Source organism: Acidobacteriota bacterium, assembly GCA_016700075.1.
Lineage (GTDB): Bacteria > Acidobacteriota > Blastocatellia > Pyrinomonadales > Pyrinomonadaceae > OLB17.
This window is the reverse complement of the sequence record CP065000.1, coordinates 1859539-1885918: the sequence shown is the minus strand read 5'-3', so window position 1 is coordinate 1885918 and position 26380 is coordinate 1859539. Positions and strand designations below refer to the sequence as shown.

At 54.5% G+C, this 26380-nt stretch carries 27 protein-coding genes; 17 read left to right on the top strand and 10 right to left on the bottom strand.

What is annotated here, in order from left to right; genetic code table 11:
• Window positions 1-52: 52 nt before the first annotated feature.
• From IPM50_08520 to IPM50_08495, 6 genes are all read left to right on the top strand, one after another.
• Window positions 53-451 (top strand): YjbQ family protein, encoded by a 399-nt coding sequence (locus tag IPM50_08520; GenBank protein ID QQS31729.1) that lies wholly within the window; start codon window positions 53-55, stop codon window positions 449-451.
• 374 nt (window positions 452-825) lie between these two features.
• Window positions 826-1239: a hypothetical protein gene (locus tag IPM50_08515; GenBank protein QQS31728.1), complete on the top strand. Its 414-nt coding sequence runs from the start codon at window positions 826-828 to the stop codon at window positions 1237-1239.
• Window positions 1240-1364: 125 nt separating this feature from the next.
• A complete protein-coding gene (locus IPM50_08510; protein QQS31727.1) occupies window positions 1365-1967 on the top strand; it encodes a YdeI/OmpD-associated family protein in 603 nt (200 codons plus the stop codon).
• A gap of 128 nt (window positions 1968-2095) precedes the next feature.
• The gene (locus IPM50_08505; GenBank protein QQS31726.1) at window positions 2096-3619 is read left to right on the top strand and encodes a DUF853 family protein; all 1524 of its coding nucleotides are present in this window, start codon (window positions 2096-2098) and stop codon (window positions 3617-3619) included.
• Between the two features lie 112 nt (window positions 3620-3731).
• A complete protein-coding gene (locus tag IPM50_08500) occupies window positions 3732-4802 on the top strand; it encodes an exo-alpha-sialidase (protein QQS31725.1) in 1071 nt (356 codons plus the stop codon).
• Between the two features lie 75 nt (window positions 4803-4877).
• The gene (locus IPM50_08495) at window positions 4878-5156 is read left to right on the top strand and encodes a MoaD/ThiS family protein (GenBank protein ID QQS31724.1); all 279 of its coding nucleotides are present in this window, start codon (window positions 4878-4880) and stop codon (window positions 5154-5156) included.
• 5 nt (window positions 5157-5161) lie between these two features.
• Here the strand turns inward: IPM50_08495 and IPM50_08490 are convergent, their stop codons facing one another.
• The 3 genes from IPM50_08490 to malQ all read right to left on the bottom strand — a co-directional run bounded on the left by IPM50_08490 (window position 5162) and on the right by malQ (window position 8573).
• Window positions 5162-6343, bottom strand: a complete 1182-nt coding sequence (locus IPM50_08490) for a DUF1343 domain-containing protein (protein ID QQS31723.1) — start codon at window positions 6341-6343, stop codon at window positions 5162-5164.
• A 65-nt stretch (window positions 6344-6408) separates the two neighbouring features.
• A complete protein-coding gene (locus IPM50_08485) occupies window positions 6409-6942 on the bottom strand; it encodes a YegP family protein (GenBank protein QQS31722.1) in 534 nt (177 codons plus the stop codon).
• A 131-nt stretch (window positions 6943-7073) separates the two neighbouring features.
• The gene (malQ, locus tag IPM50_08480; GenBank protein ID QQS31721.1) at window positions 7074-8573 is read right to left on the bottom strand and encodes a 4-alpha-glucanotransferase; all 1500 of its coding nucleotides are present in this window, start codon (window positions 8571-8573) and stop codon (window positions 7074-7076) included.
• Window positions 8574-8667: 94 nt separating this feature from the next.
• Between malQ and IPM50_08475 the strand changes: the two genes are divergently transcribed.
• The 4 genes from IPM50_08475 to IPM50_08460 are packed head-to-tail and all read left to right on the top strand — an operon-like array spanning window position 8668 to window position 11284.
• Window positions 8668-9090, top strand: a complete 423-nt coding sequence (locus IPM50_08475; GenBank protein QQS31720.1) for a hypothetical protein — start codon at window positions 8668-8670, stop codon at window positions 9088-9090.
• A complete protein-coding gene (uraH, locus tag IPM50_08470; GenBank protein QQS31719.1) occupies window positions 9087-9431 on the top strand; it encodes a hydroxyisourate hydrolase in 345 nt (114 codons plus the stop codon). Before IPM50_08475 ends, uraH begins: the two co-directional genes overlap by 4 nt.
• 27 nt (window positions 9432-9458) lie before the next feature.
• A complete protein-coding gene (locus tag IPM50_08465; GenBank protein ID QQS31718.1) occupies window positions 9459-10772 on the top strand; it encodes a phosphoenolpyruvate kinase in 1314 nt (437 codons plus the stop codon).
• A gap of 29 nt (window positions 10773-10801) precedes the next feature.
• Window positions 10802-11284, top strand: a complete 483-nt coding sequence (locus IPM50_08460) for a hypothetical protein (protein ID QQS31717.1) — start codon at window positions 10802-10804, stop codon at window positions 11282-11284.
• Here IPM50_08460 and IPM50_08455 read toward each other — a convergent pair.
• A complete protein-coding gene (locus IPM50_08455; protein ID QQS31716.1) occupies window positions 11262-12047 on the bottom strand; it encodes a patatin-like phospholipase family protein in 786 nt (261 codons plus the stop codon). The genes IPM50_08460 and IPM50_08455 overlap by 23 nt on opposite strands.
• A 299-nt stretch (window positions 12048-12346) precedes the next feature.
• On the opposite strand from IPM50_08455, the gene IPM50_08450 reads away from it, so the two are divergent.
• Window positions 12347-13471, top strand: coding sequence for a S8 family serine peptidase (locus IPM50_08450; GenBank protein QQS34490.1), 1125 nt, complete (start codon window positions 12347-12349; stop codon window positions 13469-13471).
• A 6-nt stretch (window positions 13472-13477) separates the two neighbouring features.
• Here the strand turns inward: IPM50_08450 and IPM50_08445 are convergent, their stop codons facing one another.
• The gene (locus IPM50_08445; GenBank protein QQS31715.1) at window positions 13478-14239 is read right to left on the bottom strand and encodes a hypothetical protein; all 762 of its coding nucleotides are present in this window, start codon (window positions 14237-14239) and stop codon (window positions 13478-13480) included.
• Window positions 14240-14412: 173 nt separating this feature from the next.
• On the opposite strand from IPM50_08445, the gene IPM50_08440 reads away from it, so the two are divergent.
• The 4 genes from IPM50_08440 to IPM50_08425 all read left to right on the top strand — a co-directional run bounded on the left by IPM50_08440 (window position 14413) and on the right by IPM50_08425 (window position 20381).
• Window positions 14413-15720, top strand: a complete 1308-nt coding sequence (locus tag IPM50_08440) for a DUF4912 domain-containing protein (protein ID QQS31714.1) — start codon at window positions 14413-14415, stop codon at window positions 15718-15720.
• 85 nt (window positions 15721-15805) lie between these two features.
• The gene (locus IPM50_08435) at window positions 15806-17476 is read left to right on the top strand and encodes a DUF1957 domain-containing protein (protein ID QQS31713.1); all 1671 of its coding nucleotides are present in this window, start codon (window positions 15806-15808) and stop codon (window positions 17474-17476) included.
• Window positions 17477-17536: 60 nt separating this feature from the next.
• Window positions 17537-18853 (top strand): inositol-3-phosphate synthase, encoded by a 1317-nt coding sequence (locus IPM50_08430; protein QQS31712.1) that lies wholly within the window; start codon window positions 17537-17539, stop codon window positions 18851-18853.
• A 346-nt stretch (window positions 18854-19199) separates the two neighbouring features.
• The gene (locus IPM50_08425) at window positions 19200-20381 is read left to right on the top strand and encodes an ATP-dependent Clp protease ATP-binding subunit (protein ID QQS34489.1); all 1182 of its coding nucleotides are present in this window, start codon (window positions 19200-19202) and stop codon (window positions 20379-20381) included.
• A 32-nt stretch (window positions 20382-20413) separates the two neighbouring features.
• Here the strand turns inward: IPM50_08425 and glpK are convergent, their stop codons facing one another.
• Together glpK and IPM50_08415 are read right to left on the bottom strand one after the other, a co-directional pair.
• Window positions 20414-21913: a glycerol kinase GlpK gene (glpK, locus tag IPM50_08420; GenBank protein ID QQS31711.1), complete on the bottom strand. Its 1500-nt coding sequence runs from the start codon at window positions 21911-21913 to the stop codon at window positions 20414-20416.
• Between the two features lie 7 nt (window positions 21914-21920).
• Complete coding sequence (locus IPM50_08415; protein QQS31710.1) at window positions 21921-23111, bottom strand: PLP-dependent transferase; 1191 nt, start codon at window positions 23109-23111, stop codon at window positions 21921-21923.
• A 108-nt stretch (window positions 23112-23219) separates the two neighbouring features.
• On the opposite strand from IPM50_08415, the gene IPM50_08410 reads away from it, so the two are divergent.
• On the top strand, window positions 23220-23630 hold the full coding sequence (locus IPM50_08410; GenBank protein QQS31709.1) for a winged helix-turn-helix transcriptional regulator: 411 nt from the start codon (window positions 23220-23222) through the stop codon (window positions 23628-23630).
• Here the strand turns inward: IPM50_08410 and IPM50_08405 are convergent.
• Both IPM50_08405 and IPM50_08400 read right to left on the bottom strand, forming a co-directional pair.
• Window positions 23610-23801: a hypothetical protein gene (locus tag IPM50_08405; protein ID QQS31708.1), complete on the bottom strand. Its 192-nt coding sequence runs from the start codon at window positions 23799-23801 to the stop codon at window positions 23610-23612. The genes IPM50_08410 and IPM50_08405 overlap by 21 nt on opposite strands.
• Window positions 23786-24547, bottom strand: coding sequence for a TlyA family RNA methyltransferase (locus IPM50_08400; protein ID QQS31707.1), 762 nt, complete (start codon window positions 24545-24547; stop codon window positions 23786-23788). Before IPM50_08400 ends, IPM50_08405 begins: the two co-directional genes overlap by 16 nt.
• 84 nt (window positions 24548-24631) lie before the next feature.
• Between IPM50_08400 and IPM50_08395 the strand changes: the two genes are divergently transcribed.
• Window positions 24632-25597, top strand: a complete 966-nt coding sequence (locus IPM50_08395) for a heme A synthase (protein QQS31706.1) — start codon at window positions 24632-24634, stop codon at window positions 25595-25597.
• Here the strand turns inward: IPM50_08395 and IPM50_08390 are convergent.
• Window positions 25582-26304 carry a lysophospholipid acyltransferase family protein gene (locus tag IPM50_08390; GenBank protein ID QQS31705.1) on the bottom strand — a complete coding sequence of 241 codons (723 nt, stop codon included), beginning with the start codon at window positions 26302-26304 and terminating at the stop codon, window positions 25582-25584. The two genes, IPM50_08395 and IPM50_08390, sit on opposite strands and share 16 nt — an antisense overlap.
• Window positions 26305-26380: the final 76 nt, after the last annotated feature.

Genomic DNA, 26380 nt, shown 5'->3' with positions numbered 1-26380 from the left:
GGGTTGGCCGCTGCCTGTGTCAATGCCGGCGGAGTGTGGTAAATAGTTAGAAATGGTTTCAATTTCCGTATCGTCAACGAGACGCGAGGAGATGATAGACATCACCGCTGAGGTGCAAAGACTGTTGCCCGACGGCGACGGTGCTGTTGTGTTATTCACCCAACACACTACCTGCGGCTTGACCATCAACGAGAATGCCGACCCGGACGTACAGAGCGATATGCTCGGTTTTCTGAATCGGCTGATACCGCAATACGAGCCGAATTTCCGCCATTTCGAACACAACTCGGACGCGCATATAAAATCGTCGCTGGTCGGGTCAAGCGTAACGCTCCCTTTCGAGGACGGCCGCCTTTGCCTCGGCCGCTGGCAGGGGATATATTTGTGCGAATTCGACGGCCCGCGAGAGCGGACGGTGATGGTCTCGACATTTCCTGCGGCAATTGCGTAACAGACCGCTCGCCGAACAAAACAGACCACCCCGCGTACAAAACATACCGTTTACCGAACAAATACTACCCGCCAACGCACAAAATACCCCCGCGGGCGTATAAAATTTTGACCGCTTTTTCGGTGCTTTCCCGCCAGAGTGCCGACAGAAGCAAACGCAGCAAACGCATGCCAAACGCCGCAAAAGTGCTCTCGGCATTGTCTCGTTTTAACCTATCTACTCGCAGAGGCCGCTGAGAGAAACGCGGACGCTTTAGATGACCCGGTATTTCCATTATTTGACATTTTCAAACGATTGTGTCATAAATGAAACATCGTAGAATATGCGACACGCTAAATTTTGGGCGTGATCGAGAGGGTTTGAGGAATATGAATATGATCGACAGGCAGTGCGAGAAATTTATGGGCGGGCCGACTGTGCCGTATGCCGAACGTGTGCATGTGACGATAAAATCCGACGGCACGATCTTTCTAAATCAAAAAGCACATAAAATGATGGGCCGCCCGATAGCCGTCTATCTATATTTCAACCGTCCGAAAGATCTGATCATTTTGGAACCGACACAGGCCACGAGCGGCTCGGCGGCGTTTCTGTTAAAGGACGCCGGCCATTCGGCACGCCTGATCTATGCCAATCCGTTCTGCAAACATTTCGGCATCAAAATAGAAGGCACGCAGCGGTTCATCGACCCCGAGGTCGATGCCGCCGGCCGCATGTACCTGAAACTCTACGAAACCGTCACAGTGACCCGCGGCCCGAGGAAAAAACACCGCCCTAATAAGCCATAGCTGTGTTCTCGCTTTTTTCGTGTGGCAGGCTGGCAGGAGCGCTGTCCGGCGGGGAAAATTGGTCAACGGAATTGGGAATCGTGTATAATCCGAGACACATTTTCATTTATGGAAGGAGAAATCCGATGCCAAAAACCGATCCGCGAATTGACGCCTACATCGAAAGATCTGCTGAATTTGCGCAACCGATACTTACACACATCCGCAAACTGATCCACAAAGCGTGCCCCGATGTCGAGGAAACGATGAAATGGAGCATGCCGCATTTCGATTTCAAAGGGCCGCTGTGCAATATGGCGGCATTCAAGCAGCATTGTGCTTTCGGGTTTTGGAAGCAGCAGATCATGGACCATTCGGCGATCGATGCGGAACGCAATACGCTCAGCAGCTTCGGAAAGATCACATCGCTCAAAGACCTGCCAAAGGACAAGGTCATCATCGAACTCATCAACCAAGCGATCGAGCTGAACGAAAAAGGAATTAAAATACCAAAACCGAAAGCATCAGAGAAGGCCGAGATCGTCGTGCCGGATATACTTGCCGCGGAGCTGAAAAAGAATAAGAAGGCCGCCGAGACGTTCGACAAATTTCCCCCGAGCTGTAAACGCGAATACATTGAGTGGATCACTGACGCTAAGACCGAGCCGACGCGCGAAAAACGGCTTGCGACGACCATCGAATGGCTGACGGAAGGTAAACGTAAGAATTGGAAATACGAGAAATGCTGAGAAACAGTGGCCGGTTGTCAGTGGCCGGAAAAGCTTTATACGGAACACCGAACATTGAGCATTGAACATTGAACATTGAACATTGAACACCGAATACCGAATACTGACCACTGACCACTTTTACGAATATGAGCGAACCAATATTAGTCGCAAAAAAAGACGAATCGCCCGAAAGCGGGTTTTATCTGCTGCCGCAAATGGCGAACCGCCACGGCGTGATCACCGGTGCGACCGGCACCGGCAAGACCGTTACGCTGCAGCGTATCGCTGAAGGTTTTAGCAAGATCGGCGTGCCGGTCTTTATGGCCGATATCAAGGGCGATCTGACCGGCGTTACTCAGCCCGGCGGCGGGAACGCCAAGATCGATGCGCGCAATGAACAACTCGGTATTACGCCCGTATTCGAGCAGTTTCCGGCTACTGTCTGGGACGTTTTCGGCAAGCAGGGGCATCCGCTGCGGGCGACCGTTTCGGAAATGGGCCCGCTGCTGATCGCACGGCTTTTGCAGCTGAACGACACGCAGGCGGGCGTGCTGCAGATCGCGTTCAAGTATGCTGACGATAATGGCCTGCTGCTTCTTGACCTGAAAGACCTGCAGTCGCTAATGCAGTTTGTAGGGACAAATGCCAAAGAACTCACGCTTCAGTACGGCAATGTGTCGGCCGCGTCAGTAGGAGCGATCCAGCGAGGGCTGCTTCAGCTCGATGAACAGGGCGGACATCTGTTCTTTGGCGAACCTGCGGTCTCGCTCGATGATTTTATGCAGTCGGCTGACGGCAAAGGCGTGCTCAATCTGCTTGCTGCGGACGAACTGATCAATTCGCCGAAGCTGTATTCGACGTTTCTGCTGTGGCTGCTGAGCGAGCTTTTCGAATCGCTGCCGGAGGCGGGTGATCTGGAAAAACCCAAGCTCGTTTTCTTTTTTGACGAGGCTCATTTGCTTTTCAACGATGCCCCGCCTGCCTTGGTGGAAAAGATCGAACAGGTCGTCCGGCTGATCCGCTCAAAAGGTGTAGGGGTCTATTTCGTCACGCAGAATCCGGCGGACATCCCTGAAAAGGTCCTGGCACAATTGGGCAATCGTGTGCAGCACGCATTGCGTGCCTACACGCCGCAGGAACAGAAAGGCGTGCGCGCCGCGGCATCCTCGTTTCGGGTGAATCCTGATATCAAGACCGAAACGGTGATAACGGAGCTGGGCGTCGGTGAAGTGCTGATCTCCACGCTCGACGAAAAGGGCATTCCGACCATGGTCGATCGTGCGTTCGTCGTTCCGCCTGCCGGACACATCGGCCCTATCACGCCCGAACAGCGGCAGCAGCTCCAGAATACGTCGCTTGTGGCGGGTGTTTATGAAAATGCCATCGACCGCGAATCAGCGTACGAGATGCTGACAGCAAAGGCCGAGGAGCGTGCGGCCGCAGAAGCCGCGACAAAGGCACAGCTTGAAGCCCAAAAAGAAGCTGAAAAACTAGCCCGTGAAGAGAGAGCCGCGGCACGTCAGCCGGACACTTTGGTCGAATCCATCGCAAAAAGTGCCGCTCGCTCCGCCTCGACATCCATCGGTCGCCAGATAGGAAATACTATAATCCGCGGCGTCCTCGGCAGCATCTTCGGCGGCGGGTCGAAGAAAAAAACGAGCTGGTTTTGACTCGTGATCTTTAACTTTTGACTAACCACTGAATTTATACAGTGACAAGTGATAAGTGACGAGTGACAAGTTAGAAGTGACAAGTGTTTAGTGGATAGTGTTGGAGGCGCAGATGGCCGGATCAATTTTGTTACTTGTAGGGACGGCGAAGGGGCTGTTCGTATTACGCCGGGGCGGGAATGGGCGGTGGTCGATAGATGGGCCGCATTTTTCGGGGCTGGCGGTTTTCTCGGCGTTTCTGGATCAGCGGAAAGGCCGCAACGTGATGTGGGCCGCACCGGCGAGTTGGCATTTCGGGGCCGAGCTTTGCAAAAGCACCGACATGGGCAAAACGTGGGATCAGCCCGAGAAACGCCGCATCAAGATGCCCGCGAATACAAAAACGTCGCTCGAGAATATTTGGCAGATAACCGCGGGCGGCGGCAGCGATTCGCTGTACGTCGGCGTGGCACCGGCTGCTCTGTTCGAATCGCACGATCAAGGCGAGACGTGGTCACTGAACAAAGGGCTTTGGAAGCATCCGCATCGCAAACAATGGCAACCGGGATTTGGCGGGCTCTGCCTGCACACCATCGTCACCGATCCGAAAAACCCGAAAGACATCAAGATCGCAATATCGACGGGCGGCGTTTATCAATCGGCTGACGGCGGCGAAACGTGGGGCTCGACGAACAAAGGCGTGTCGGCATATTTTATGCCGGACAATTATCCCGAATTCGGCCAATGCGTGCACAAGATCGCACGCCATCCGTCGAAAAAGAATCTCTACTTTCTGCAGAACCACCACGGCGTTTACCGCAGCCGCGATGGTGCCCGCACTTGGGAAGAGATCGAGAACGGCCTGCCATCGAATTTTGGATTCGGCCTGACAGTGAGCGAGTCGGGCTCGGCTTTCATCGTGCCGCTGCAAAAGGACGCTGAGCGTTTCACCTGCGAAGGCAAACTCCGCGTTTACCGTACCCGCGACGAAGGCGAAAGTTGGCAGCCGCTGACCAAGGGTTTGCCGCAGAAAAATGCGTACGAGGTCATCCTGCGCGACGCGGTCACATCGGTCGGCGACAACATCTTTTTCGGAACAAAGAACGGTAAGCTTTTCGCGTCGATGAACGACGGCGATTCGTGGAAGATGATCGAAGGCTCGCTGCCGGAGATCTGCTGCGTCAAGGCGTATGCAGTAGATTAACTTTGTGGGCTTCGTGGCTTAGCGGGAAACATCTCCCGCAGAGACATGAAGGCCGCAAAGTTTTCTAAGGAGATCATGTCGATCACAGTTCACCTCAGCGGGCACCTTAAGTCGTTTTCCGGCGGTGCTACGGAAATGAAGTTGGTAGGCGAGTTCGCTCTTGTCAGCGATGTGTTGGATGCTTTGTGGAAACAGCATCCTGCGCTCCGCGACCGAGTTCTGAATGAACAGGGCGAGATCCGCACCCACGTGAACATCTTCGCCGGCAATGACAACGTCAAACGCCGCCAAGGCCTGGCAACCAAACTCACCTCGGACGAAATTCACATCTTCAACGCCGTCAGCGGTGGATGAGATCGTCAATAGATAGAAAATTTGCTTCGGGCGCCCACGAATTCAGCTAGTGTGTTCTGCCACGCATTCTCGATCTCCGAGACCTTAGCTCTATCTTCAATAGCCAGGCGGATCTTATCCGTGCCGCAGACGACGTCGAAGGGGTTTTTGTCGTATTCGTATTCGTAGGCGTTTTGGCGCCACTGGAAGTGGTCGGGGTACATCTCGTACGCGGTTTTGACCATGGCGATGCCTGTAATGACGGGTTTGAAGGCGTCGCGATCGGTGATGTGGAGCTGGACGCCGCCGCATGATTGGCCGGCGAATTCGCAGAATGTCGGCTGAAAATACGCTTCGCGAAATGCTACGCCCGGCAGGTCAAATTTGCGGAGCTCCGCCGCCCAATCGTAAGGGTCGATGAAAGGTGCTCCGTTCAGGAAAAACGGCAGCGTCGTGCCTCGGCCTTCTGAGAGTTCGGTGCCCTCGAGATGAACGGTCGCGGGGAATACGACGCATGTATCAACGTCCGGCACGTTCGGCGATGGCAATATCCACGGCAGCCCTGTCTCGTCGCCCCACATCTCGCGTTGCCAGCCCTGCATCTCGACGACATCGAGTTCGCAGCCGATACCGAAATGGTCGTTGAACATTTTTGCGAGCTCGCCGATCGTCATCCCGTGACGGGTCGGTATCTCAAATTGCCCGACGAACGATGTGAATTCTGTTTCCGTCACGTTGCCTTCGATCGTGACGCCGTTGATCGGATTCGGCCGATCACAGACGATGATGCGTTTGCCGTGTTCGGCGGCGGCACGCATGCAGTTCGCCATTGTGTAGATAAATGTGTAGATGCGGCAGCCGACGTCCTGCAGATCGACGACGATGTCATCAACACCTGCCAGCATTTCCTCGGTCGGAACACGCGTTTCGCTGTAGAGCGAATACACCATCAGCCCTGTGCGGCGGTCGCGGACGTGCGGCGTCTCGATCATGTTGTACTGCACGTCGCCGCGAATGCCGTGCTGCGGCCCGAACAGCGTAGTCAGATCTATGTCGGGGTGTGCGCGAAAAACGTCGGCTGCATGTGCAAAGCTGTTGGGCAAAACCGACGCTTGATTGCATACCAAGCCGACACGACGGCCTTTCAACAGGCCTGCCTGTTCTTTCAACAAACGCTCGATGCCGAGCATGACGCGGGCGTTACTCATAGACAAAAATAATAGCCCAAGCTGACGCTCGGGCTATATTGGATCCGAAGAAATCTTCGAAAAAGCTATTTCTTCTTAGCTGCGGCTTTCTTTGCCGGTGCTTTCTTAGCCGGAGCTGCCTTCTTTGCAGGAGCGGCCTTCTTTGCAGGAGCGGCCTTTTTCGCCGGAGCTGCTTTCTTAGCCGGTGCCTTTTTAGCTGCCGGTTTAGCAGCGGGCTTAGCAGCTGCCTTTGCCGCAGGTTTCGCTGCAGGCTTTGCAGCCGGCTTAGCATCGCCGTCAACGACCGGTGCGTCAGGGGCGTGCTTGCCTACCGAAGCGACACCGTTCTCCATCGACTTGACGGTCTTATACATTTCGCTCTTGCCGATGATCTCGCCATTAGCTGCCTTGAGCACAAAGAACGGCGAACCGTCTTTCGCGGTCTTGCGTTCGAAACGCTTGTCGTTCGTTGCGTTCTTCTTTACAGAAGCGACGCCCTTCTTTGCAGCGGCCATTGATTCGTATGCTTCGCTGGTCAGAATGATCTGACCATTGCTCGCCTTCAGATTGAAGCGGACCTTGCCGGTCTTGCCTGTCTTGATCTCAAATTTTCCTGCCATAGTTTATATTGGTCTCCTCAAAAAAGTGTAATAAAAATAAGGTCTTACCCTAACAATCAATAAAATATGGCACAGTGTTTGTTGTTTGGCAAACTCGTTGGACGGTGAAATGTGTTTTTGTCAAGCGATGATCAACGCTGTCTTGATCGACCAAATATCTCGCATATCTTATGCAGCCGGTCAAACGCGCCGGAGGTTAGCATCTCGCCCGGAACGCGCCACGCCCAATTCCCATCTTCTTTGCCCGGAAAATTCATACGCCCGTCGCTCCCGAATCCGAGCAGGTCCTGTAGCGGAATGATGGCCGTATCTGCAACGGAAGCCAACAAACATCGGATCATTCCCTGATTAATGTCGCGGCCGGAAAATCCCAAATAAGAACGCAAATGCCGTCGATGTTCTTTCGTCAGAGAGTGGTACCAGCCGAGAGCTGTGTCGTTGTCGTGCGTCCCTGTGTAAGCAACGCAGTTGCGGGGATAGTTGTGCGGCAGATCGCGATTGAACGCATCGCCGCCGAATCCGTACTGCAATACGCGCATGCCCGGAAATCCGAATTTGTTGCGAAGCTCCTCGACCTCGGCGGTGAGTGAGCCAAGATCCTCGGCGATCAGCGGCATGTCGCCAAGCCTGCGTGTGAGCGTCGCGAAGATGCGTTCGCCGGGCACGTCGACCCATTCGCCGTTCTCCGCAGTTTCGTCGCCAAACGGAATTTCCCAGTTCCTGACAAAGCCTATGAAATGATCGAGCCGAACGATATCGTTACGCTGCAGCTCCCATGCTATGCGTGCCGTCCACCAGCCGAGGTCGTCCTCGAACATCGCTGACCAGTCGTAGATCGGATTTCCCCAAAGCTGTCCTGTTTCTGAAAAATAGTCCGGCGGCACGCCTGAGACCACCTTCGGCATACCGTCCAAATCGAGTTTGAAAAGATGCTGGTTGCACCACACATCAGCAGAATCGAGAGCAACGAAGATCGGTATGTCGCCTATGATCCGGACGCCGTGAGTATTTGCATAACGCTTCAATGCGTTCCACTGACGAAAGAAGAGGAACTGGGCAAAACGCTCTTGATCCATCTCGCGTGCATACTGCCTGCGCGCACGCTCGACGGCTTCGATGTCACGAGCCCTGATAGGCGTCGGCCATTCGAACCAGGCCTTGCTGCCGAATGCATCTTTCAGGGCAGTGAAAAGCACATAGTCCTCAAGCCACCAGGCGTTCTCATCGGAAAAGCGTTCAAATTCCGCTGCGATCTCCTTAGACGGCGACGACCGAAAGTTTTCGAAGGCAGCTTCGAGCAACGGCCCCTTCCATCGCCAAGCACCTTCAAAATCTACGGCTGCTTCCTCGAAGGCCGGAAAGCCGGATACTTCGATCCGATCTAGTATTCCGTCAGCGACTAGACGCTCGGGTGATATGAGAAGTTTGTTTCCGGCAAATGCGGAGCATGAGGAGTAAGGTGAATTGCCTGCTCCTGCCGGCGTCAGCGGCAGTATCTGCCAATAGGCCTGCTCGGCCTCGGCCAACAGATCGACAAATTCGAACGCATGATCGCCCATATCGCCGATGCCGTGCGGCCCGGGCAGCGACGAAATGTGAAGCAAAATTCCTGATGCTCGCGGAAATTTCATTCTGACTGTATCGATTATATTTTAGACGATGCGTCCTCGGTTGTCTTGGCAGGCGATATCGGTTATTTTCCTCTTACGCGCTTTCGTGAATCCTTTGCAGAGAAAAGCTAAATTTTCGGTCTATCGCAACCTGGATCGTCTGAATCGCCTATCGCGAGACGAGGCGGTTCAGATGTTCCTGCAATGCTGCGGTTCGCTCGCTTGGGCAGAACGCATGTCGTCGGCACGTCCTTTTCCGATGTTGGAACAGCTTTTCATGGCGGCCCGCCGGATCTGGATCACATTGGACCCTGCAGATATCAATGATGTCCTCACCGCTGATCCCGGGCATCTCCCAACATCTTCCTTTGCTAATTCGAAGCAAGGCGTTATAGTTAAGTCGGATGGAGCGAAGGTCGACCGTTTCCCATCAGAACCCGCCATTTCAGGCTCAGAGCCGGATGTTGGCTTGCGTTTTGCTGCCGTCAGACATTACAGACAGATAGAAAAGAGGCTCTCATCCCTATTGGAAACATGAGCGCTATCACAACCCATATAATCGATACGACCAATGGCCGTCCGGGCGTAGGAATACCGGTCGTACTCGAAAGAAAAACCCATACTTCAGGATGGCAGGCGATCGCCGAGGGTATTACAGATACCAATGGAAGCCTGGATGATCTGCTGTCGGTGACGGAGGCGTTTCTGCCCGGACACTATCGGTTCATCTATGAGATCGGGCCGTATTTCTTGTTGAGGGAAATGGAGTGTTTTTTCCCGCAGATCACGATCAGCTTTGTCGTCAAGGATCCGACGCAGAAATATCATGTGCCGCTGCTGCTGGGGCCTTTCGGCTATTCCGCCTTTCGTGCTGCATGATGACACGGATCGAATAGCGACCGCGGTATGAGAACTTCACTCCCGGATGATCTCCTTACATCATCGCTGGGTAAGCTCGGCGGAATTGAACATTCCAACAATTTGACCGGCCAGCCGCTGCATACGGTTTACGGCGGCGCTAACCTTTTCAGCTCTGATACTCCTGCAAAGCTCGCCCGACTAACCCGAGGTGCGTTTGAAACTTACCTGCCTGATACCGGAGCGGTAACGTCCGTCTTTGGGATAAGCACCCGACTTGCTGAAGAAGTCCATCGCAAAATATCTGAAAGGCTTCGGAAAGACGCTATTGATGATCTTCGTGCAGATTTCGAGGACGGATACGGATCGCGGCCGGATGCAGAAGAAGATGGGCACGCAGTCGCAGCGGCTAGAGAGACCGCAAAAGCGCGATCCGAAAACGCCTTGCCGCAATATTTCGGCATTCGAATAAAGTCGCTCGCGGGCGAAGCACGACGCCGGTCGCTGCGGACGCTCGACCTGTATCTGACCGCGCTCGTTGACGCCGGATCGATGCTCCCCTCAAACTTCGTCGTTACGCTGCCGAAGGTCACGCACCCAAGTCAGCCGCAGGTGCTGGCTGCGACGTTGGATGCACTTGAGGACCGTCTCGGTTTTGAAAAGGGTTCGATCAAGATCGAGTTGATGGTCGAAACACGAAGATCGCTCGTTGCTGATGACGGCCGATTTGCGTTGCCCGAGCTTGTAGATGCATGCGGCGGCAGATGCCGCGGACTGCATTTCGGCGCGTGGGACTATCTTGCCGAATTCGGCGTTACTGCGGAGCAGCAGCATCTGCTGCATCCGCTGTGCGATACCGCCAGACAGATAATGCAGCTTTCCGCTCCCGCGGGCATCTGGATCTCAGACGGTGCAACGAACATTATGCCGATCGGGCCGCATCGCGCCGGCGAACTCACAGACGAACAGATCGAAGAGAATCGCCGTGTCATTCACGATGCGTGGCGGCTGCATTTTCGGCATTGCCGAGCGGCTCTGGAGAGCGGCATTTACCAAGGCTGGGACCTGCATCCGGCTCAGATCCCTGCCCGGCTCGCGTCTGTTTATTCGTTTTTTTTGGAGAACATCGGCGAAACGGCTGAACGACTGCGTCGTTTTGTGGACAAAGCCGCGCAAGCAACTCTGGCCGGCGACGTTTTCGACGATGAAGCTACAGGACAGGGAATGCTCAATCATTTCGTCCGTGCTGTGAACTTCGGCGCTCTGACCCAAGCCGAGGCCGAGGCGCTGACCGGCATCTCGATGCAGCTTCTTTCAGCAGGTTCATTCGCAAAAATTATCTCGTCCGGCCAAAGCAACTAAATCCGCATCACACAACTCTTAGCAATTGAATGACCTTGGGTTCTGTTCTATTGCTGATCGTTTCGGGCTTGAGCATATTGTTTCCGCCGGCAGGAGCACCGGCCGGCTTTGGCGGCATTGCGGAGGCGTATCTCGCCAAGGATAACGGCGACGGCACTGCAGGCGAGGCTGCAAACGAGTTCGATACTGATGACATTCCGATATACTGCGTGATAATGCTCGATACGGATGAGGTGGTGACCGTAAAAATGGAACTCATCGCGGTTGATGTCAAAGGCGTGCGGGCAAACAGCAAGGTCCTTAATGCCAGCTACACGACCAAACGAGGCGAAACCAGGGTCAATTTCACGGGCAGGCCCCAAGGCAGATGGACGCCGGGCAAATATCGTGTCGATCTCTTTGTGAACGGCGTTCGGTCCGAAGATCTGCCTTTCACGATCAACGGTGCTGCGAAAAACACGCTCACACCCAAACCGGCACCATCCTCTGTCAAACGCTTTCGCCGGCCATAGCTTTTATTTCTTCGATTCTTTCCAGAGCGGCCGCCTCTCCGAGTTCCATCAGCTCCTGCTTTCGTTTTAGCTGGTCCGGCCGGATATGGGCGATCGCGGGATCGATAACGATGTCCGCTCGCAGACGCTGCTCGAGAGCGGATGTGCGCAACAGGGTCAGGGCTGAGCGGATCATCACGCCGACCGCTGTTTTGGGATCTGCCCTGAAAGAAGCTCCGCAGCTGACCAGATCGACGCCGATCACAATGTCCGCTCCCATCGCCCGCACCTGATCGACGGGCATGATCGATGTCACGCCGCCGTCAACCAATACCTTGCCGTCTCTTGTCCGCACCGGTGTAAAAATTCCCGGCACCGCACAACTCGCTCGAACGGCCTCGGCGATGTCACCCCTGCTGATGACGACCTCTTCACCGCTGACGATATCAAAGGCGACAGCGGCATAGGGCAGCTTTAGTTCACTGATCTCGCTGACAGGAAGATTTTTTCGCATAAATGTGCCGAGCGGTTGATTCGAGAAGAAGCCCATTGGCGAAACTACCGGCCGCACCGCAGAACTCCACTTCATTTCCGCCGTAAGCCCTGTAATTTCATCTACAGTCATTCCCGCCGCGACAAATGCTCCGAGGGCCGATCCTGCAGATGTACCTGCGACCATATCAGGCACAATTCCGTTCGCCGCCAATGCTCTCAGAACGCCGACCTGCGAAAAGCCTCTGGCTCCGCCGCCGGACAACGCCAAACCTATTGTCTTTCGTGCCATTTACGATCATTGATTTTAAACGTGCCATGTGGAAAACTTAAAATCCGACGATGACCCCCAGGGAGAACGTAGTTCCGTTTCGCGAAAGGACCCAGGCCGATATTGCCGCCGGCGAGCGGTCGTGCCCGGTCTGCGCACGCGGTTCCGACGATGAATACATTCCGCTGGCGGCCCTTTCAAACGATCTGGAAAAACTCGTGCGTGCAAACGCTCCGGATACGCACAATTTTGAGGCGGTATGTTCGCGATGCGTTCGGCTTTTTGAACGAGCGAAAGAACAGATCATCAAAGAGGCCGCGATGCAGAAGGACGGATCGCACGTTCTTTCGACACCGCTCCGGCTCGACGCTGACGAGCGCTTTACGGGACGCGGCGTGACCATCGCATTTCTCGATTCAGGCTTTTATCCGCACGTCGATCTGACCACGCCGGTCAACCGCATCCTCGCTTACCGCAACATGCTCCATGACGACGGCGACCTGACGTCGCTGTTCCAGCCCGACGTCGCCAGCTGGCACGGCATGATGACCTCGGTCGTAGCTGCCGGCAATGGTTCACTGTCGAACGGCTTTTATCGAGGCATCGCGTCAGAAGCTGACGTGGTTCTGATCAAGCTGGCGAGGACCGGCCGTATCACTGACGAAAATATCCGCGAAGGGCTGCAGTGGGTTTATGACAATCGCGAGCGGTTCAATATACGCGTCGTAAATATCTCGGCCGGCGGGGACGACGAACAAAGTTATCTGCACGATCCTCTGTCACAGCTCGTTGAGGAATGTTCCGCCGCGGGCATTACAGTCGTCTGTGCTGTCGGCAATGCGGGCCATGAGCCCGGCCATCCCGTAGTGCCGCCTGCGAGCGCTCCGTCGTGCATAGCGGTCGGCGGTCTCGATGACAACAACTCCATAAACCGTGCACGCCGCGGCATGTACCGATCGTCTTACGGCCCGACCATCGACGGCCTTCAAAAGCCAGAGGTCATCGCCTCATCGATCTGGGTGCCGGCCCCGATATTGCCGAACACACCAACCTCAGCACAGGCAGAATTGCTTGACTCGCTGGACAAAAGTGATGATGACGAACTTCACCGGATCATTGCCGAAAACTCCGGCATCGACCCGGAACTCGACGCTGCTTTCGATAGGCCTGTCCACAGCATTCGCCAGATCATTACGCTGAAGCTCCGCCGCGAGAACGTCATCACGAAACACTACAAATACGTTGACGGCACTTCGTTCTCGGCACCTATCGTTTCGTCGATCGTCGCGCAGATGCTCGAGGCTAATTCCGATCTGACGCCGTCGCAAGTGAAAAAGATCCTAATTTCGACAGCCGAGAGGTTGCCGCATTACGAGGTCGACAGGCAAGGTTGGGGCGTCGTCGATCCGCGAAAAGCGGTCGAAGCTGCATTAGATCTAAGATAAAGGAAACTATTTTCTTCCGTCGCCAGGCCTGTTCGCTGCCCCCGCAGGCGGACGCGGGCCTGTTCTGGGCGTACCTGCCGGAGCTGCGCTGTTCGCGGGCGGACGGTTCGCTGCCGGAGTGCGGTTCGGTGTCGGAGTGCGGTTCGGTGTCGGGTCCGGCGAGTCGTCCTCTATCGGCGATGGCCGCGGGGTCGGCGTCGGGCTCGGCTTTGGCGAAGGTGTAGCTGTCGGCGACGGCCGCATATTCGCGTTGGTGTTCAGATTCAAGTTCAAGTTCAGCGGCGGCAAATTATAGTTGGTGTTCAGGTTTGCGTTGAAATTGAAATTGGAATCAAATGCCAGGTTCGTATTCAGATTAGTATTCTGATTCGCCAGATTAGCGTTCGTGTTCACGTTGAGATTTGTCGCAGGCGAACCCTGAAAGAGCCAAAAAAGCAAAGCACCCAAGCCAACTGCAGCAAGCGTGCCGATGACGGTCAGCACTACGGTTTTTGTCGTATTGGGCGGAGGCGGCGGCGGATAATACGACCGCTGCTGTGCCTGTCGGACGTTCTGTTCGCGGTACTGTTGTTCCGTGGGGACAACGATGCGCTCTCGCGGCTGCGAAGCCGTGCTGTCCGGCCGCGGCCGAATAACGGTCTCCTGCCCGAGGTCATCGTCCGCAGCATCGATGAAATTCGGCTCTTCGATCAACTCTGTGCCGTCGATAGTGCAGTATTTGATTATCTCTTCGTCGAAGCGGGCGTTGCATTTCGGGCAATATCTCATAGTCTTTTCACTCAAAAACCACCTTATCCTAACACGTTTTTCTTGAAGGAACATAAACCTCTTCGGGCGGCAGAGGCCTATGGCAAAGGTTAAGTGAACGTTACAGGTAGGTCGTAAGGGTTGTAACTCAATGCCTAAAAATCGCATACTGTTAGTTTGCCGAAAGGTGAGTTATGGCGACAGAGGAAAAGAAAAAGAAGAGAACACCGACGCGAAAGGCCGTAAAATCAACTGTTGAGACGCAGATCGATCCTTTTGCCGAGGTCGTAGATGCGGTCGAAGTAAAGGCGGCGGATCCTAGGAAACCCGCGCCGAAAAAGCCTCGCGTCAAAAAGGCACTCGCTGAGCCCGTTGTTGTCGCTGCCGATGCATTCGCCGAGCCGGCGGTTGAGAGTTCGCCGGTCAAAAAGCGAGCAGTTCGCAAGAAAAAGGTAGAGACAGCGGTTGCTGAAACTATCGAGGCTAAAGCGGTTCCAAAGAAGCGTAATACTGCGGTCCGCAAAAAGGCAGAGCCAAAGGCCGTTTCGGCTGTCGCTGTGGCCGAGGAAACCGCCGTCGTTGACGCAACGGCGGAAATTGCCCGCAAGGAGCCTGAGGTCGAACTCTCGCCCGTGTTCAAGGCGTTGGCAAATGTAGAACTGCCGGACCTCGAACGCGAGAACCGTGCGCAGCTGTTGATGCAGTCGCCGACGCGGCTATATTTCTATTGGTCAATACGCGAAAATCCGTGGCAGCGTCTGCGTGCGATATTCGGCGAAGACCTCGGCAGCTATCGTCTTGTCCTTAAACTTAAGGACCTGAAACGGGATACAGAAGAAATATTTCCGTGCGATGCCGAGGGCAATTGGTGGTTCAATGTCGAGCCCGACGGCGAATATGAGGCTGAACTGGGGTTTTACGCAGTCAATCGTCCGTATTTTCGCATTCTGTATTCAAACTCCGTCACGACGCCCCGACGCAGCCCCAGCCCGCGGCCCGCGAGCGACGCGAAATGGACAGTATCGGCGAACAAATTCGCCGAGGTGCTCGATATGTCCGGCTTTACGCGCGACGCTTACGACGTCGCGCTTGCCGGCGATGATCCGGTCACCGCGGACAACGCGACGCAGATCGCTTTCTCGCAGTTCGTCGATACAAGCGAATTCGCCCTGAACGGCATCACCGCCGAGGATATCCGTTTCGCGATGATCGCCATCGCCGCGGGACGCACGCTTGAGGAGCTTCGCTGGCGCGTTGGACCGTCACTTTTCGCGATCCTGCAGGAAAATGCCGAAAACCTCGCCGCCGAAAATGCGCGGAAAGCACTTGGCGAATATTTCGACATCGACGAAAGCGAATGGACCGAGGAGGAATTCTCGTCAGCCGTTTACGGCGCGAGCCTCGTGCATTTTCCAAAACAGTTGAAGAAGAGAAAGTTGTCGGCAAAAACGAGTTATTCGCCGCGATACAATCCGGTGAGTTCGCACTCGATCGGGCGCTAGCAGAATTCAAACAGGATGGACAGGATAAGCAGGATATTAAGTTGCATCCTGTCTATCCTGTTCATCGTGTTCTAATATATCGCTAATGCCGAGCGGTTATTTCAGCCTTATTCTCCACGCACACCTGCCGTTCGTCAGGCACCCCGAATATCCCGAATTTCTGGAAGAAGACTGGCTTTACGAGGCGATAACCGAGGTCTATCTGCCGCTGATCTTTATTTTTCAGTCGCTGCACGAGGCCGGTGCGACACCGCGTCTGGCGATGAACGTCTCTCCGCCGCTGTGCGAAATGCTGGCCGATCCGCTGCTGCAGGAACGCTACACGCGGCATCTGGAAAACCTGATCGAACTCGCCGAAAAGGAAGAACACCGCACGCGTACAAACGACCGCGAATTCCACGACGCTGCGAAGATGTATGTCGATAACCTGACCGCGTCGCTGCACCTGTGGAATGATCGTTATGGCCGAAATTTGGTCAATGCCTTCCGAGAGCTGCAGGACGAAGGCGTGATCGAGATCATCACATGCTGTGCGACTCACGGTTTTCTGCCGCTGATATCGACTTACGAATCCCGCCGTGCACAAATAGAAATTGCGGTTACGAATTACAAAAAGCATTTCGGCCGGCGGCCGAGGGGCATCTGGCTGGCGGAGTGCGCCTATGAGCCCGGCGTCGAAGACCTGCTGAAAGAAGCCGGTATCGAATACTTCATTTCAGATACGCACGCCATTCTCTACGGCGATCCGCGGCCGCGTTACGGCGTCCATGCTCCGGTCGTGTGTCCGAACGGAACCGCCGTTTTCGCACGCGACGTGGAAACAAGCCAACAGGTCTGGTCCGCTGAGATCGGCTATCCGGGGAACGACGTTTATCGTGAGTTTTACCGCGACATCGGCTGGGACGCTCCGATGGAATTCCTGCGGCCGCATCTGCATTCGGACGGCGAACGCCGTCACCTCGGGCTGAAATATCACCGCATCACGGGCCGCGATGTTCCGCAGCAGATGAAGCAGCCGTACATTCCGGCGCTAGCACGCGAAAAGGCTGCTGAGAACGCCAGCCATTTCATCGGCGAACGCATTCGCCAGGCGATCGCACTGCGGCAGACTTTCGAGGGCCATCCGCCGCTGGTGGTTTCGCCTTATGATGCAGAGCTTTATGGGCATTGGTGGTTCGAAGGGCCGCAGTTCCTGGATTTCTTTTTCAAGAAGATCCATTTCGATCAGAACGAGATCGAATGCATCACGCCCGGCGATCTTCTCGATTCCGGTCTGCCGATACAGGTGCAGCAGCCGACGGCCTCGAGCTGGGGCGAGAACGGCTATTACAAGGTCTGGATCAACGAAAATAATTCGTGGATGTATCCGTATCAGCACGATGCCGAACGCCGGATGACGGGTTTGAGTGACGCGTTTTCGCGTGATGCTGACGCCGGCGATATTCAGGAGCCAAACTCCCCTGACGGCATAACCACTGACCGGATACTCAAACAACTTGCCCGCGAGCTCCTCCTGGCACAGTCCTCCGACTGGGCGTTCCAGATCTATCAGGGAACCACGGTGCAGTATTCATCACGCCGTTTTCAGTCGCACATTCAGCGTTTCAATATGATCTCCGAGATGCTGGAAATGCATGTGGGCGGCGGCAACGAACTGTCCGATCAACAACTGGAGCTGCTGGTCGAGATCGAAATGCGCGATAACATCTTTGCCGAGATCGACCCGCAAGTTTATCGTCGGCGCTCCGCTGTTTAGTTTGCTTTAACCTCAGCAGAGGTCTATCCTTATAGTTTTGTATTTCTTGGAGAAGAAACAATGATCGAACCCGGAGTAGAAATAGCTCCTGCAGAAGGAAAGCTTGGTATTTTGTTGGTCGGCCTCGGTGCCGTGAGTACGACTTTGGTAGCCGGCGTTGAAGCAATTCGCCGCGGCATTTCGCAGCCGGTGGGCAGCCTGACACAGATGGGCACCATCCGCCTCGGCAAGCGAACCGACAATCGTTCGCCGCTTATAAAGGATCTTGTACCGCTCGCCGGACTCGACGATGTTGTGTTCGGCGCATGGGATATTTTCGCAGAGAACGCCTATGAGGCTGCCCTGAATGCCGGCGTTCTGGAAAAGGAACTGCTGGCACATGTTTCTGAACAGCTTGCGTCGCTCAAACCGATGCCTGCGGTTTTTGAACAGAACTACGTCAAACGCCTCAATGGCAACAACATTAAGCAGGGCGCCAATAAGATGGAGCTCGCTGAACAGCTGATGCAGGACATCGCCGATTTCAAGGCGGCGAATGGTTGCTCGCGGCTAGTGATGGTCTGGGCGGCATCGACTGAGATATTTCTTGAGAGCTCCGATGTACACTCGTCGCTTGAAGCGTTTGAAAAGGGCCTTTACGACAGCGATCCGGGGATTGCCCCGTCGATGATCTACGCTTATGCCGCCCTTAAGTCAGGCGTGCCTTTTGCAAACGGTGCACCGAATCTGACGGTCGATATTCCGGCATTGCTCGAACTCGCCGACAAGATGCGTGTCCCGATCTGCGGAAAAGACTTTAAGACCGGACAGACATTGATGAAGACCATCCTGGCTCCGGGCTTCAAAGCGAGGATGCTCGGCCTCGAGGGCTGGTATTCGACGAACATCCTCGGGAACCGCGATGGTGAGGTCTTGGACGATCCTGAGAGTTTCAAGACCAAAGAGGAATCAAAGCTTTCGGTGCTCGATCACATCCTGCAGCCTGAGGTCTATCCGGACCTCTACGAAGGTTTTTCGCATGTCGTCCGTATCAACTACTATCCGCCACGCGGCGATAACAAAGAAGGTTGGGACAACATCGATATCTTCGGCTGGCTCGGATACAAAATGCAGATCAAGGTCGATTTCCTTTGCCGCGATTCGATCTTGGCCGCGCCGCTCGCGCTCGACCTTGCACTTTTCCTGGACCTGGCACAGCGTGCCGGTATGAAGGGAATTCAGGAATGGCTTTCGTTCTACTTTAAGGCACCGCAAACAGCGGAGGGGCTTTATGCCGAACATGACCTTTTCATCCAGTTGATGAAGCTCAAAAATACGCTGCGTCACATGAAAGGCGAGGAACTGATCACCCATCTCGGCTTGGAATACTACGACTAGCAGACTCGTCACCTGCGTTGAACAGCCCGCATGCGATAGACCGCCTGCGGGCTGTAATGTTTCATGAGATGCCGGGCGACATGACGAGATTCGCCTGTTTTCCTATTGCACGAGCCTCGGATGTGTGCTAATTGTAATCTCGTCGAGGGTCTTCATGCCCGCGGCCGTCATCTGGACGTGAGTCTCCCGCGTTCCAAAGTCCAGCCAACGATACATGTTTTGAAAACATCTTTAGTGTCAGCCGCTCGCGTCCCTCCTGCGAAAGACTGGCGAGGTTTAGGTCAACGGAAGTTCTGACGAGCATTAATTACTAGCGATGAAACAGGATACGGCCAAATCAAAACAGATGAGCGGAAAGGGCATATTGCTCGATCCGGACAGAAAGAGCCCGCGTGCAGCCGAATTTGAGGGGAAGCTCTCCGAACTGATCGTCGGTCAGGAGCGCGCCGTAAGGCGTATGAGCGGGCTGTTCCAGATATATCTCGCCGGGATGAATAATCCGTCACGGCCGCTCGGCACCATGCTCTTCCTGGGACCGACGGGCTCAGGAAAGACCCGCGTTGTCGAGGCCGCTTCCGAGGTTTTGTTCAACGACCCGCATGCTGTCGTCAAGATCGACTGCGCAGAGTTTCAGCATTCCCACGAGATCGCTAAACTGATCGGCTCGCCGCCGGGATACCTCGGACATCGCGAAACGTCGCCGATGCTGACGCAGGAAAATCTCGACAAGGCACATACAGAGGAAACGAAGCTCACGTTCGTACTTTTCGACGAGATAGAGAAAGCGTCGGACTCGCTTTGGCAGCTTCTGCTCGGGATCCTTGATAAAGCGACGCTCACGCTCGGTGACAACCGCCGAGTAGATTTTTCGAAAACACTTGTCATAATGACGTCGAACCTCGGTGCTCGCGAGATGTCAGAAATGATCTCGGGCGGCATCGGGTTTGCACCCACAAAGACCGACCAGACAAAAGAAGACAACGAGATCGATACTAAGATCTACCGCACCGCTCTCGAGGCCGCAAAACGAAAGTTTTCGCCCGAGTTCATGAACCGTATCGACAAGGTCGTCGTTTTCCGCAGCCTGAAAGAGCACCATCTCCGGCAGATATTGAACATTGAGCTGCGGTCGGTTCAGGACAGGATCACAGAATCCGCCGGTACGAAGTTCGTTTTCGAATGCACGGATGCCGCGAAAGAATTCCTGCTCGGCGAAGGAATCGATCTGAAATACGGAGCGCGCCATCTCAAACGCGCCATCGAAAGGTTCCTTGTTTATCCGCTGTCAAACCTCGTTGCGACCGAACAGGTGGAGACGGGCGACCTCGTGATGATCGACTACGACGGAGAACGCGAATCGCTGACGTTTACTAAGCAGGCTGGCAAGATGATAGTCGCTGAGGTAGGTGAACCGAAGGATGATTCGCCCGAACCGCTTGTAAGTGCAGACGGAGTCGGATTGCCGCTGCCGCAAGTGCAGGCTGCACCTCAGCTAAGCAGATCAAAAGGAGAAGATTCCGGAGAGTAGTTCAACGAGAATGATCGAACTGATGCGGGGCTTCATTCAGCCCCGCTTTTCTTTTCCCATCCAAGCGAACGCCGCACGGCTTCATTCCAGCGTTCCTTTCCGGCATCAGCCTCGGACGCGGATATCCGCGGTTCGAAAACTCTGTCGGCCTGCCAATGGGCGGCTATGTCATTTGTACTCTCCCAAACGCCGGCGGCCAAGCCCGCCAGATATGCTGCACCCAAAGCTGTGGTCTCGCGAACCTTAGATCGAACGACCGGTATCTGCAGCAGATCGGCCTGTATCTGCATCAGCAGGTCATTTTCAACTGCACCGCCGTCAACGCGCAGTTCCTTCAATGCTGTCCCCGAGTCGGCGTTCATTGCAGTGACGAGGTCCGCGGTCTGATAAGCGATCGACTCTAACGCCGCACGGGCAATATGGGCACGGCCCGTGCCCCGCGTTAATCCGACAATGGCTCCTCGTGCATCCTGATCCCAGTATGGTGTTCCTAAACCGGAGAACGCGGGAACGAAATAGACCCCTCCATTGTCGGCAGCCTCTTTAGCCAACGCCTCTACATCGGCGGAGCTGGAGATGACCCCGAGCGAATCGCGGAGCCATTGAACGACCGCTCCGCCGATGAAGACACTGCCTTCGAGCGCATATGTCGTCGCATTGCCCTGCCTCCAGCCGATCGTAGTCAATAAGCGGTTCTCGGACGGGCTCGGCGTAAGGCCGGTATTCTTTAGCAGAAAGCAGCCGGTGCCGTATGTGCACTTCGCAGAATCTTCCGAAAAACAGCCTTGCCCGAACAGGGCTGCCTGTTGATCACCGGCGATGCCGCCTATAGCGATCCCCGAAAGCTCGCCAACCGACTCGACCTGACCGACGATAGCGCTCGAATCGACGATCTGCGGCAATATCATATACGGAATAGCGAATATATCAAGCAGTTCGTTGGACCATTCGCCTCTGTGTATATCAAACAGCATCGTCCGCGATGCATTTGAAGGGTCAGTTGCATGGACCTTCCCGCCGGTCAGCTTCCACAAAAGCCAGCTGTCTATCGTGCCAAATGCGAGACGCCCATCTCCTGCTTTTGATCTGGCTTCAGGAACGCTGTCCATTAGCCAAGCCATCTTGCTGGCAGAAAAATAGGCATCAACCTCAAGCCCGGTCAGCTTGCGGATCATTGCACCGTGTTGTGACCGGACGTCATCGCACAGGGCGGACGTGCGTCTGTCCTGCCAAACGATGGCGTTGTGGATCGGCTCACCTGTCTCTCTGACCCAAATTACAGTCGTCTCACGCTGATTAGTTATGCCGATAGCAGAAACATCTGAAGATCGGAGTCCTGCCGAGGCCAAAGCATCAATTGCGGTCTGCGATTGCGCCTGCCATATCTCTTCCGGGTCGTGCTCGACCCAGCCGCTCTTCGGAAAGATCTGTCGGTGTTCCCGCTGCGCGGTCGCTACCGTGTCGCCGTGTTCGTTGAAAATGATAGATCGGCTGCTCGTTGTCCCTTGATCCAAAGCAAGAATGTATTTCATATTCTGTTTATCGAATGTGTTCTAGGGCTTGTTGAATGTCGGCGATGAGGTCTTCTGCGTATTCGATGCCAACAGACAGGCGGATCAGGCCATCCGAAATGCCGGCCTTGGTTTTCTCTTCAGGTGTCAGCGTGGCATGTGTCATTGAGGCTGAATGCTGGACGATCGTTTCAACTCCGCCGAGTGACGTGGCAAGTTTGCACAGCCGCACATTGTTGACAAATGCCTTTCCGGCCTCAAAACTCCCGACATCGAATGACACCATGCCGCCAAACCCCTTAGACATCTGCCGTTTCGCAATCTCGTGCCCTTCATGTGTCGGGAGGCCTGCATAGTAGACCGCAGAAACAGCAGGATGGCCTGACAACATATGTGCTATGGCGAATGCGTTAGAATTGTGCCGCTCCATCCGCAATGCTAACGTCTTGATCCCGCGGAGAACTAGCCACGCGGCATTTGGCGAGATGTTTCCCCCAAAGTACTTGTTTGCTCCCTTGCGGACGCGTTCGATCACATCTGCATTTCCGGCAGCGATCCCGCCCGTTACATCGCTGTGGCCGCCAAGGTATTTCGTCGCGCTGTGTATGACGGCGTGTGCACCTAGTGAGAGAGGCAGCTGATTAAATGGGGTCGCAAATGTATTGTCTACTATGCAGTATAGACCGCGTTCGCGCGCCAGTCGGGAAACGGCGGAGATATCCGTGATATTCAGCAACGGATTGGATGGCGTTTCAACCCACAATAGCTTCGTATTATCTTGCAAAGCGTCTGCGTAGTCGGCAGTTTCGCGGGCATCGACGAATGTGGATGATATCCCAAAGTTCTCCGCAATATAATTAAGAAAATTCGCAGTTGTTGAATAGCCGGAGATCGGGGCGACTATGTGGTCACCGGTCTTCAGCAAAGACAATATAACGCCCGACACCGCAGCCATACCCGAGGCGAGGGCGATCGAAGCTTCCGCTCCTTCAAGATCTGACATCGCGGCCTCGAGGGCGGACTGGGTCGGGTTTCCCAAGCGGCCATAGTAATAGCCCGGTTTCTCCTCGTTGTGTATCGCAGCCCCTTCATCCGCATCAGGAAGTTCAAATGTTGATGCGTGATAGATGGGAACCGACAATGCTCCATGATGCTCGCCGTCGTCGGTGCCCGCGTGTACTACTCGAGTAAAGAACGAAAGATCCTGCTGCTCAGACATGAGAGTATCGTAAAGCCGATGCGGAAAAGACGCAACCTTTGCCGTCACGTTGTCAAATTACAACATATCTGTTATAGGTAATATGTCGATGTAAAGCCGGAGGCCGCTATGTCACAAAATAATATCGAATCAATGCAGAAACTGTTCCTTAGTCTTTCCGATGTTACCCGGTTGCGGATATTGGAAATGCTGTGCGGCGGCGAACGGTCAGTAGGCGAATTTGTAGGGTCGCTAAAAGAGCCGCAGCCGAAAATATCCCGCCACCTGGCCACACTCCGCGATGACGGCATCGTCACGACCCGCCGCGACGGAAAGAATATCTATTACGCAATCGCTCCGGCGGGTGATGCATACACCTTGCCCGTACTCGCTTCTGTATTGCGAGCACTTTCGAGGGACAGCGAAACAGTAACTGAAGCGATCTCACGTGATATATCTGACATAACAGATATAAGTGATGAGGTTGGCGGTCACGAGCATATCGAAAACTCGGACGAACTACCCATTTTCCTTCTTTAGGGACCCGCAATATCCGTAAGGGCAGTGCCGGCAGCCGTTTTCGCAGCAATAGCCGCGTCGGCGCAGGTATTCCTCGGTCATCACCAGCAAACCTTTCTCAAAATAGTAGTCCCGTCCCTCGACGAACTTCGGTTCGGAGCTAGTTGTCTCACCTCTTATTGTCTTTTCCATGCCGCCAGAAACTCCCTATTGCCCTCAGCACCGGTGATCGGGGAATCAATGGTGCCAATATGTTCCATGCTGAGCATCGAAACGAACGATACGATCGTGTCTATCACTCGTCGGTGTTTTTCGGGTTCGCGGACGATGCCGCCTTTGCCGACCTCGCCTTTGCCGACCTCGAATTGAGGCTTTATCAACACGATCAGAATGCCGCCGTCAACTAGTAGACCGACAACCGCAGGAATTACCTTTGTCACAGAGATAAAGGACACGTCCATGACCGCGATGTCGAACTTGGCCGGAAACACATCAGGCGAAAGATAGCGGGCGTTCGTATTTTCCCTGACGTCCACGCGTTCATCGCTGCGGAGTTTCCAATCGAGTTGATTCGTTCCGGCGTCAACAGCGGTAACGTGAGCTGCACCGTGCTGCAGAAGACAGTCAGTGAATCCGCCGGTCGATGAACCGATGTCAATACACCTTTTCCCAGCGGGATCGATCGAAAACGCCTGCAGCGCAGCTTCGAGCTTCAGTCCGCCGCGGCCGACATATCGCGAGGATTCGTTGTCCCCTTTAATTCGGATCGTAACCTCGCTGCTAAAAACCTGTGACGGCTTTTCAACCTTCTTTTCATTCACCAAAACTTCGCCGGCCATCACCAACGCCTGCGCCTTCGCGCGCGACCCGGCAAAGCCGCGCTCCATCAGCAGCAGGTCGATGCGCATCTTTTCCGGTTTCGAATTAGCGTCGTTCATCTACGGCATTAACTTAGCGAACCTTATAGTATTCTAACTGAGGGCGCCGTTGATGGTAACGTCTTACTAAGGAGATCATTAAGTGTGTTAAGTCGATTTCGGGAATTATCAGGTTTGGCAAAATACGCGTGGATAACGCTCGTCTGGAATGTCCTCGTGATCCTGTGGGGTGTTTTTCTGCGAGCCTCTAAATCGGGCGACGGCTGCGGGCAGCACTGGCTGACATGCCACGGCGAGGTGATACCGTCCGCTCCCGAGCTCAAAACGGTCATAGAATTTTCCCACCGTATCACCAGCTTTATAGCCCTGGTGATGGTCGTAGCGCTTGTAATTTGGGTCTTTCGAAAGTTTAAAAAAGGCGAACCCATACGAAAAACCGCCATCGGTTCGCTGGTCTTCATTTTGACGGAAGCACTGGTCGGTGCCGGCCTCGTCCTGACCGGAAACACGGCGGAAACCCTAACGCCGACGCGGCCTTTTTGGATGATGGGGCATTTGCTCAACACCTTCATTTTGCTTGCATTTCTCACGCTGACCGCGCGTTATGCCAGCGGCGGTGCGAAAATGCGATTTCGCATTGAAACCCAGCATCTTGTCGTTATAGTACTTGGCATCGTTGCAATAATCTTTGTCGGATTGACGGGCTCAATAGCGGCACTTGCGAACATGATCTTCCCGTCGCAAACAATAGCGGAGGGCATGGCAAAGGACTTTTCGCCGACCTCGCATATGCTGCTCAGGCTTCGTTTGCTGCATCCGATCAGCGGCATCATTTCGGGCATGATGCTCGTTTTTCTGACAGGAATGCTGGCCCGTGCCAGCGGCCGCGAGGCCGGAATGGTGCGTTGGTCAAACGTGATGTTCCTGCTTGTCGTGGTGCAGATCGCGTTCGGATCGCTGACGCTCTTCATGCTGGCACCTATCGTTATGCAGGTCGGGCATTTGCTATTGGCAGATGCGATCTGGATCGCATATGTGCTGCTCGCGGCGAGATTTCTGTCGATCGAACATCCTGAGGGCGAAGGCGAAATAGTTCAATCGGAAAACTGACCGCCGTTCAGCCGCCAGCGTTCGCCGGCGGCTACAAGGTTGTCCAGCGATGCTTGAAATTCTATCTGTTTCGCCTCGATCTCGGCATCATTAGCTTTTGCGTCAACGTATATCGGTTCACCGACGATGACCGCTGCCCGAGTAAAAGGCAACGGTATCTGCAGACGGTCCCAGCTTTTTATCGTGCGAAACCGCATGCATTCAAATACGAATGGTATGAGCGGATTGCCCGTCTTTTTTGCAAGAAGGACGGGTCCGGCTTTCGCGACATAACGCGGCCCTTTCGGACCGTCGGAAGTAAACGCCATCGCGTAGCCTTGCTTCATCATTCTGATCATATTGACCAGAGCCTGGACGCCGCCGCGTGTTGACGAGCCTTTGATAATTCCAAAGCCGAAACGCTGTATGCAGCGTGCCGTATATTCGCTGTCGAAACTCGACGACGACAGAACGATGATGCCGCGACCTCGAAAATAGTAGGTCCCCGAAACGATGCGGTCGTGCCAAAAACAGTAGATCGGTATCTTTCCTGCGGCCGCGACCTCATCAAAACGTTCGATGCCTCTGGTTTCAAACCTGATGGTCGCTCCGATCAGACGTACCAATAGATAGAAGACGACACCAAGAACGCGGATCACGATACGTTGCCCGAATGCAAATCGTTCGAGGCTGCCGAACGTATAAGGTGTTTCGCTCTCTGTCGTCACTGATAGGAAATAACTATCAATTTGCGTTATCATTTGCAACAACGGCCTGTTCTTATTCGTTATAAATTTGGCTCTG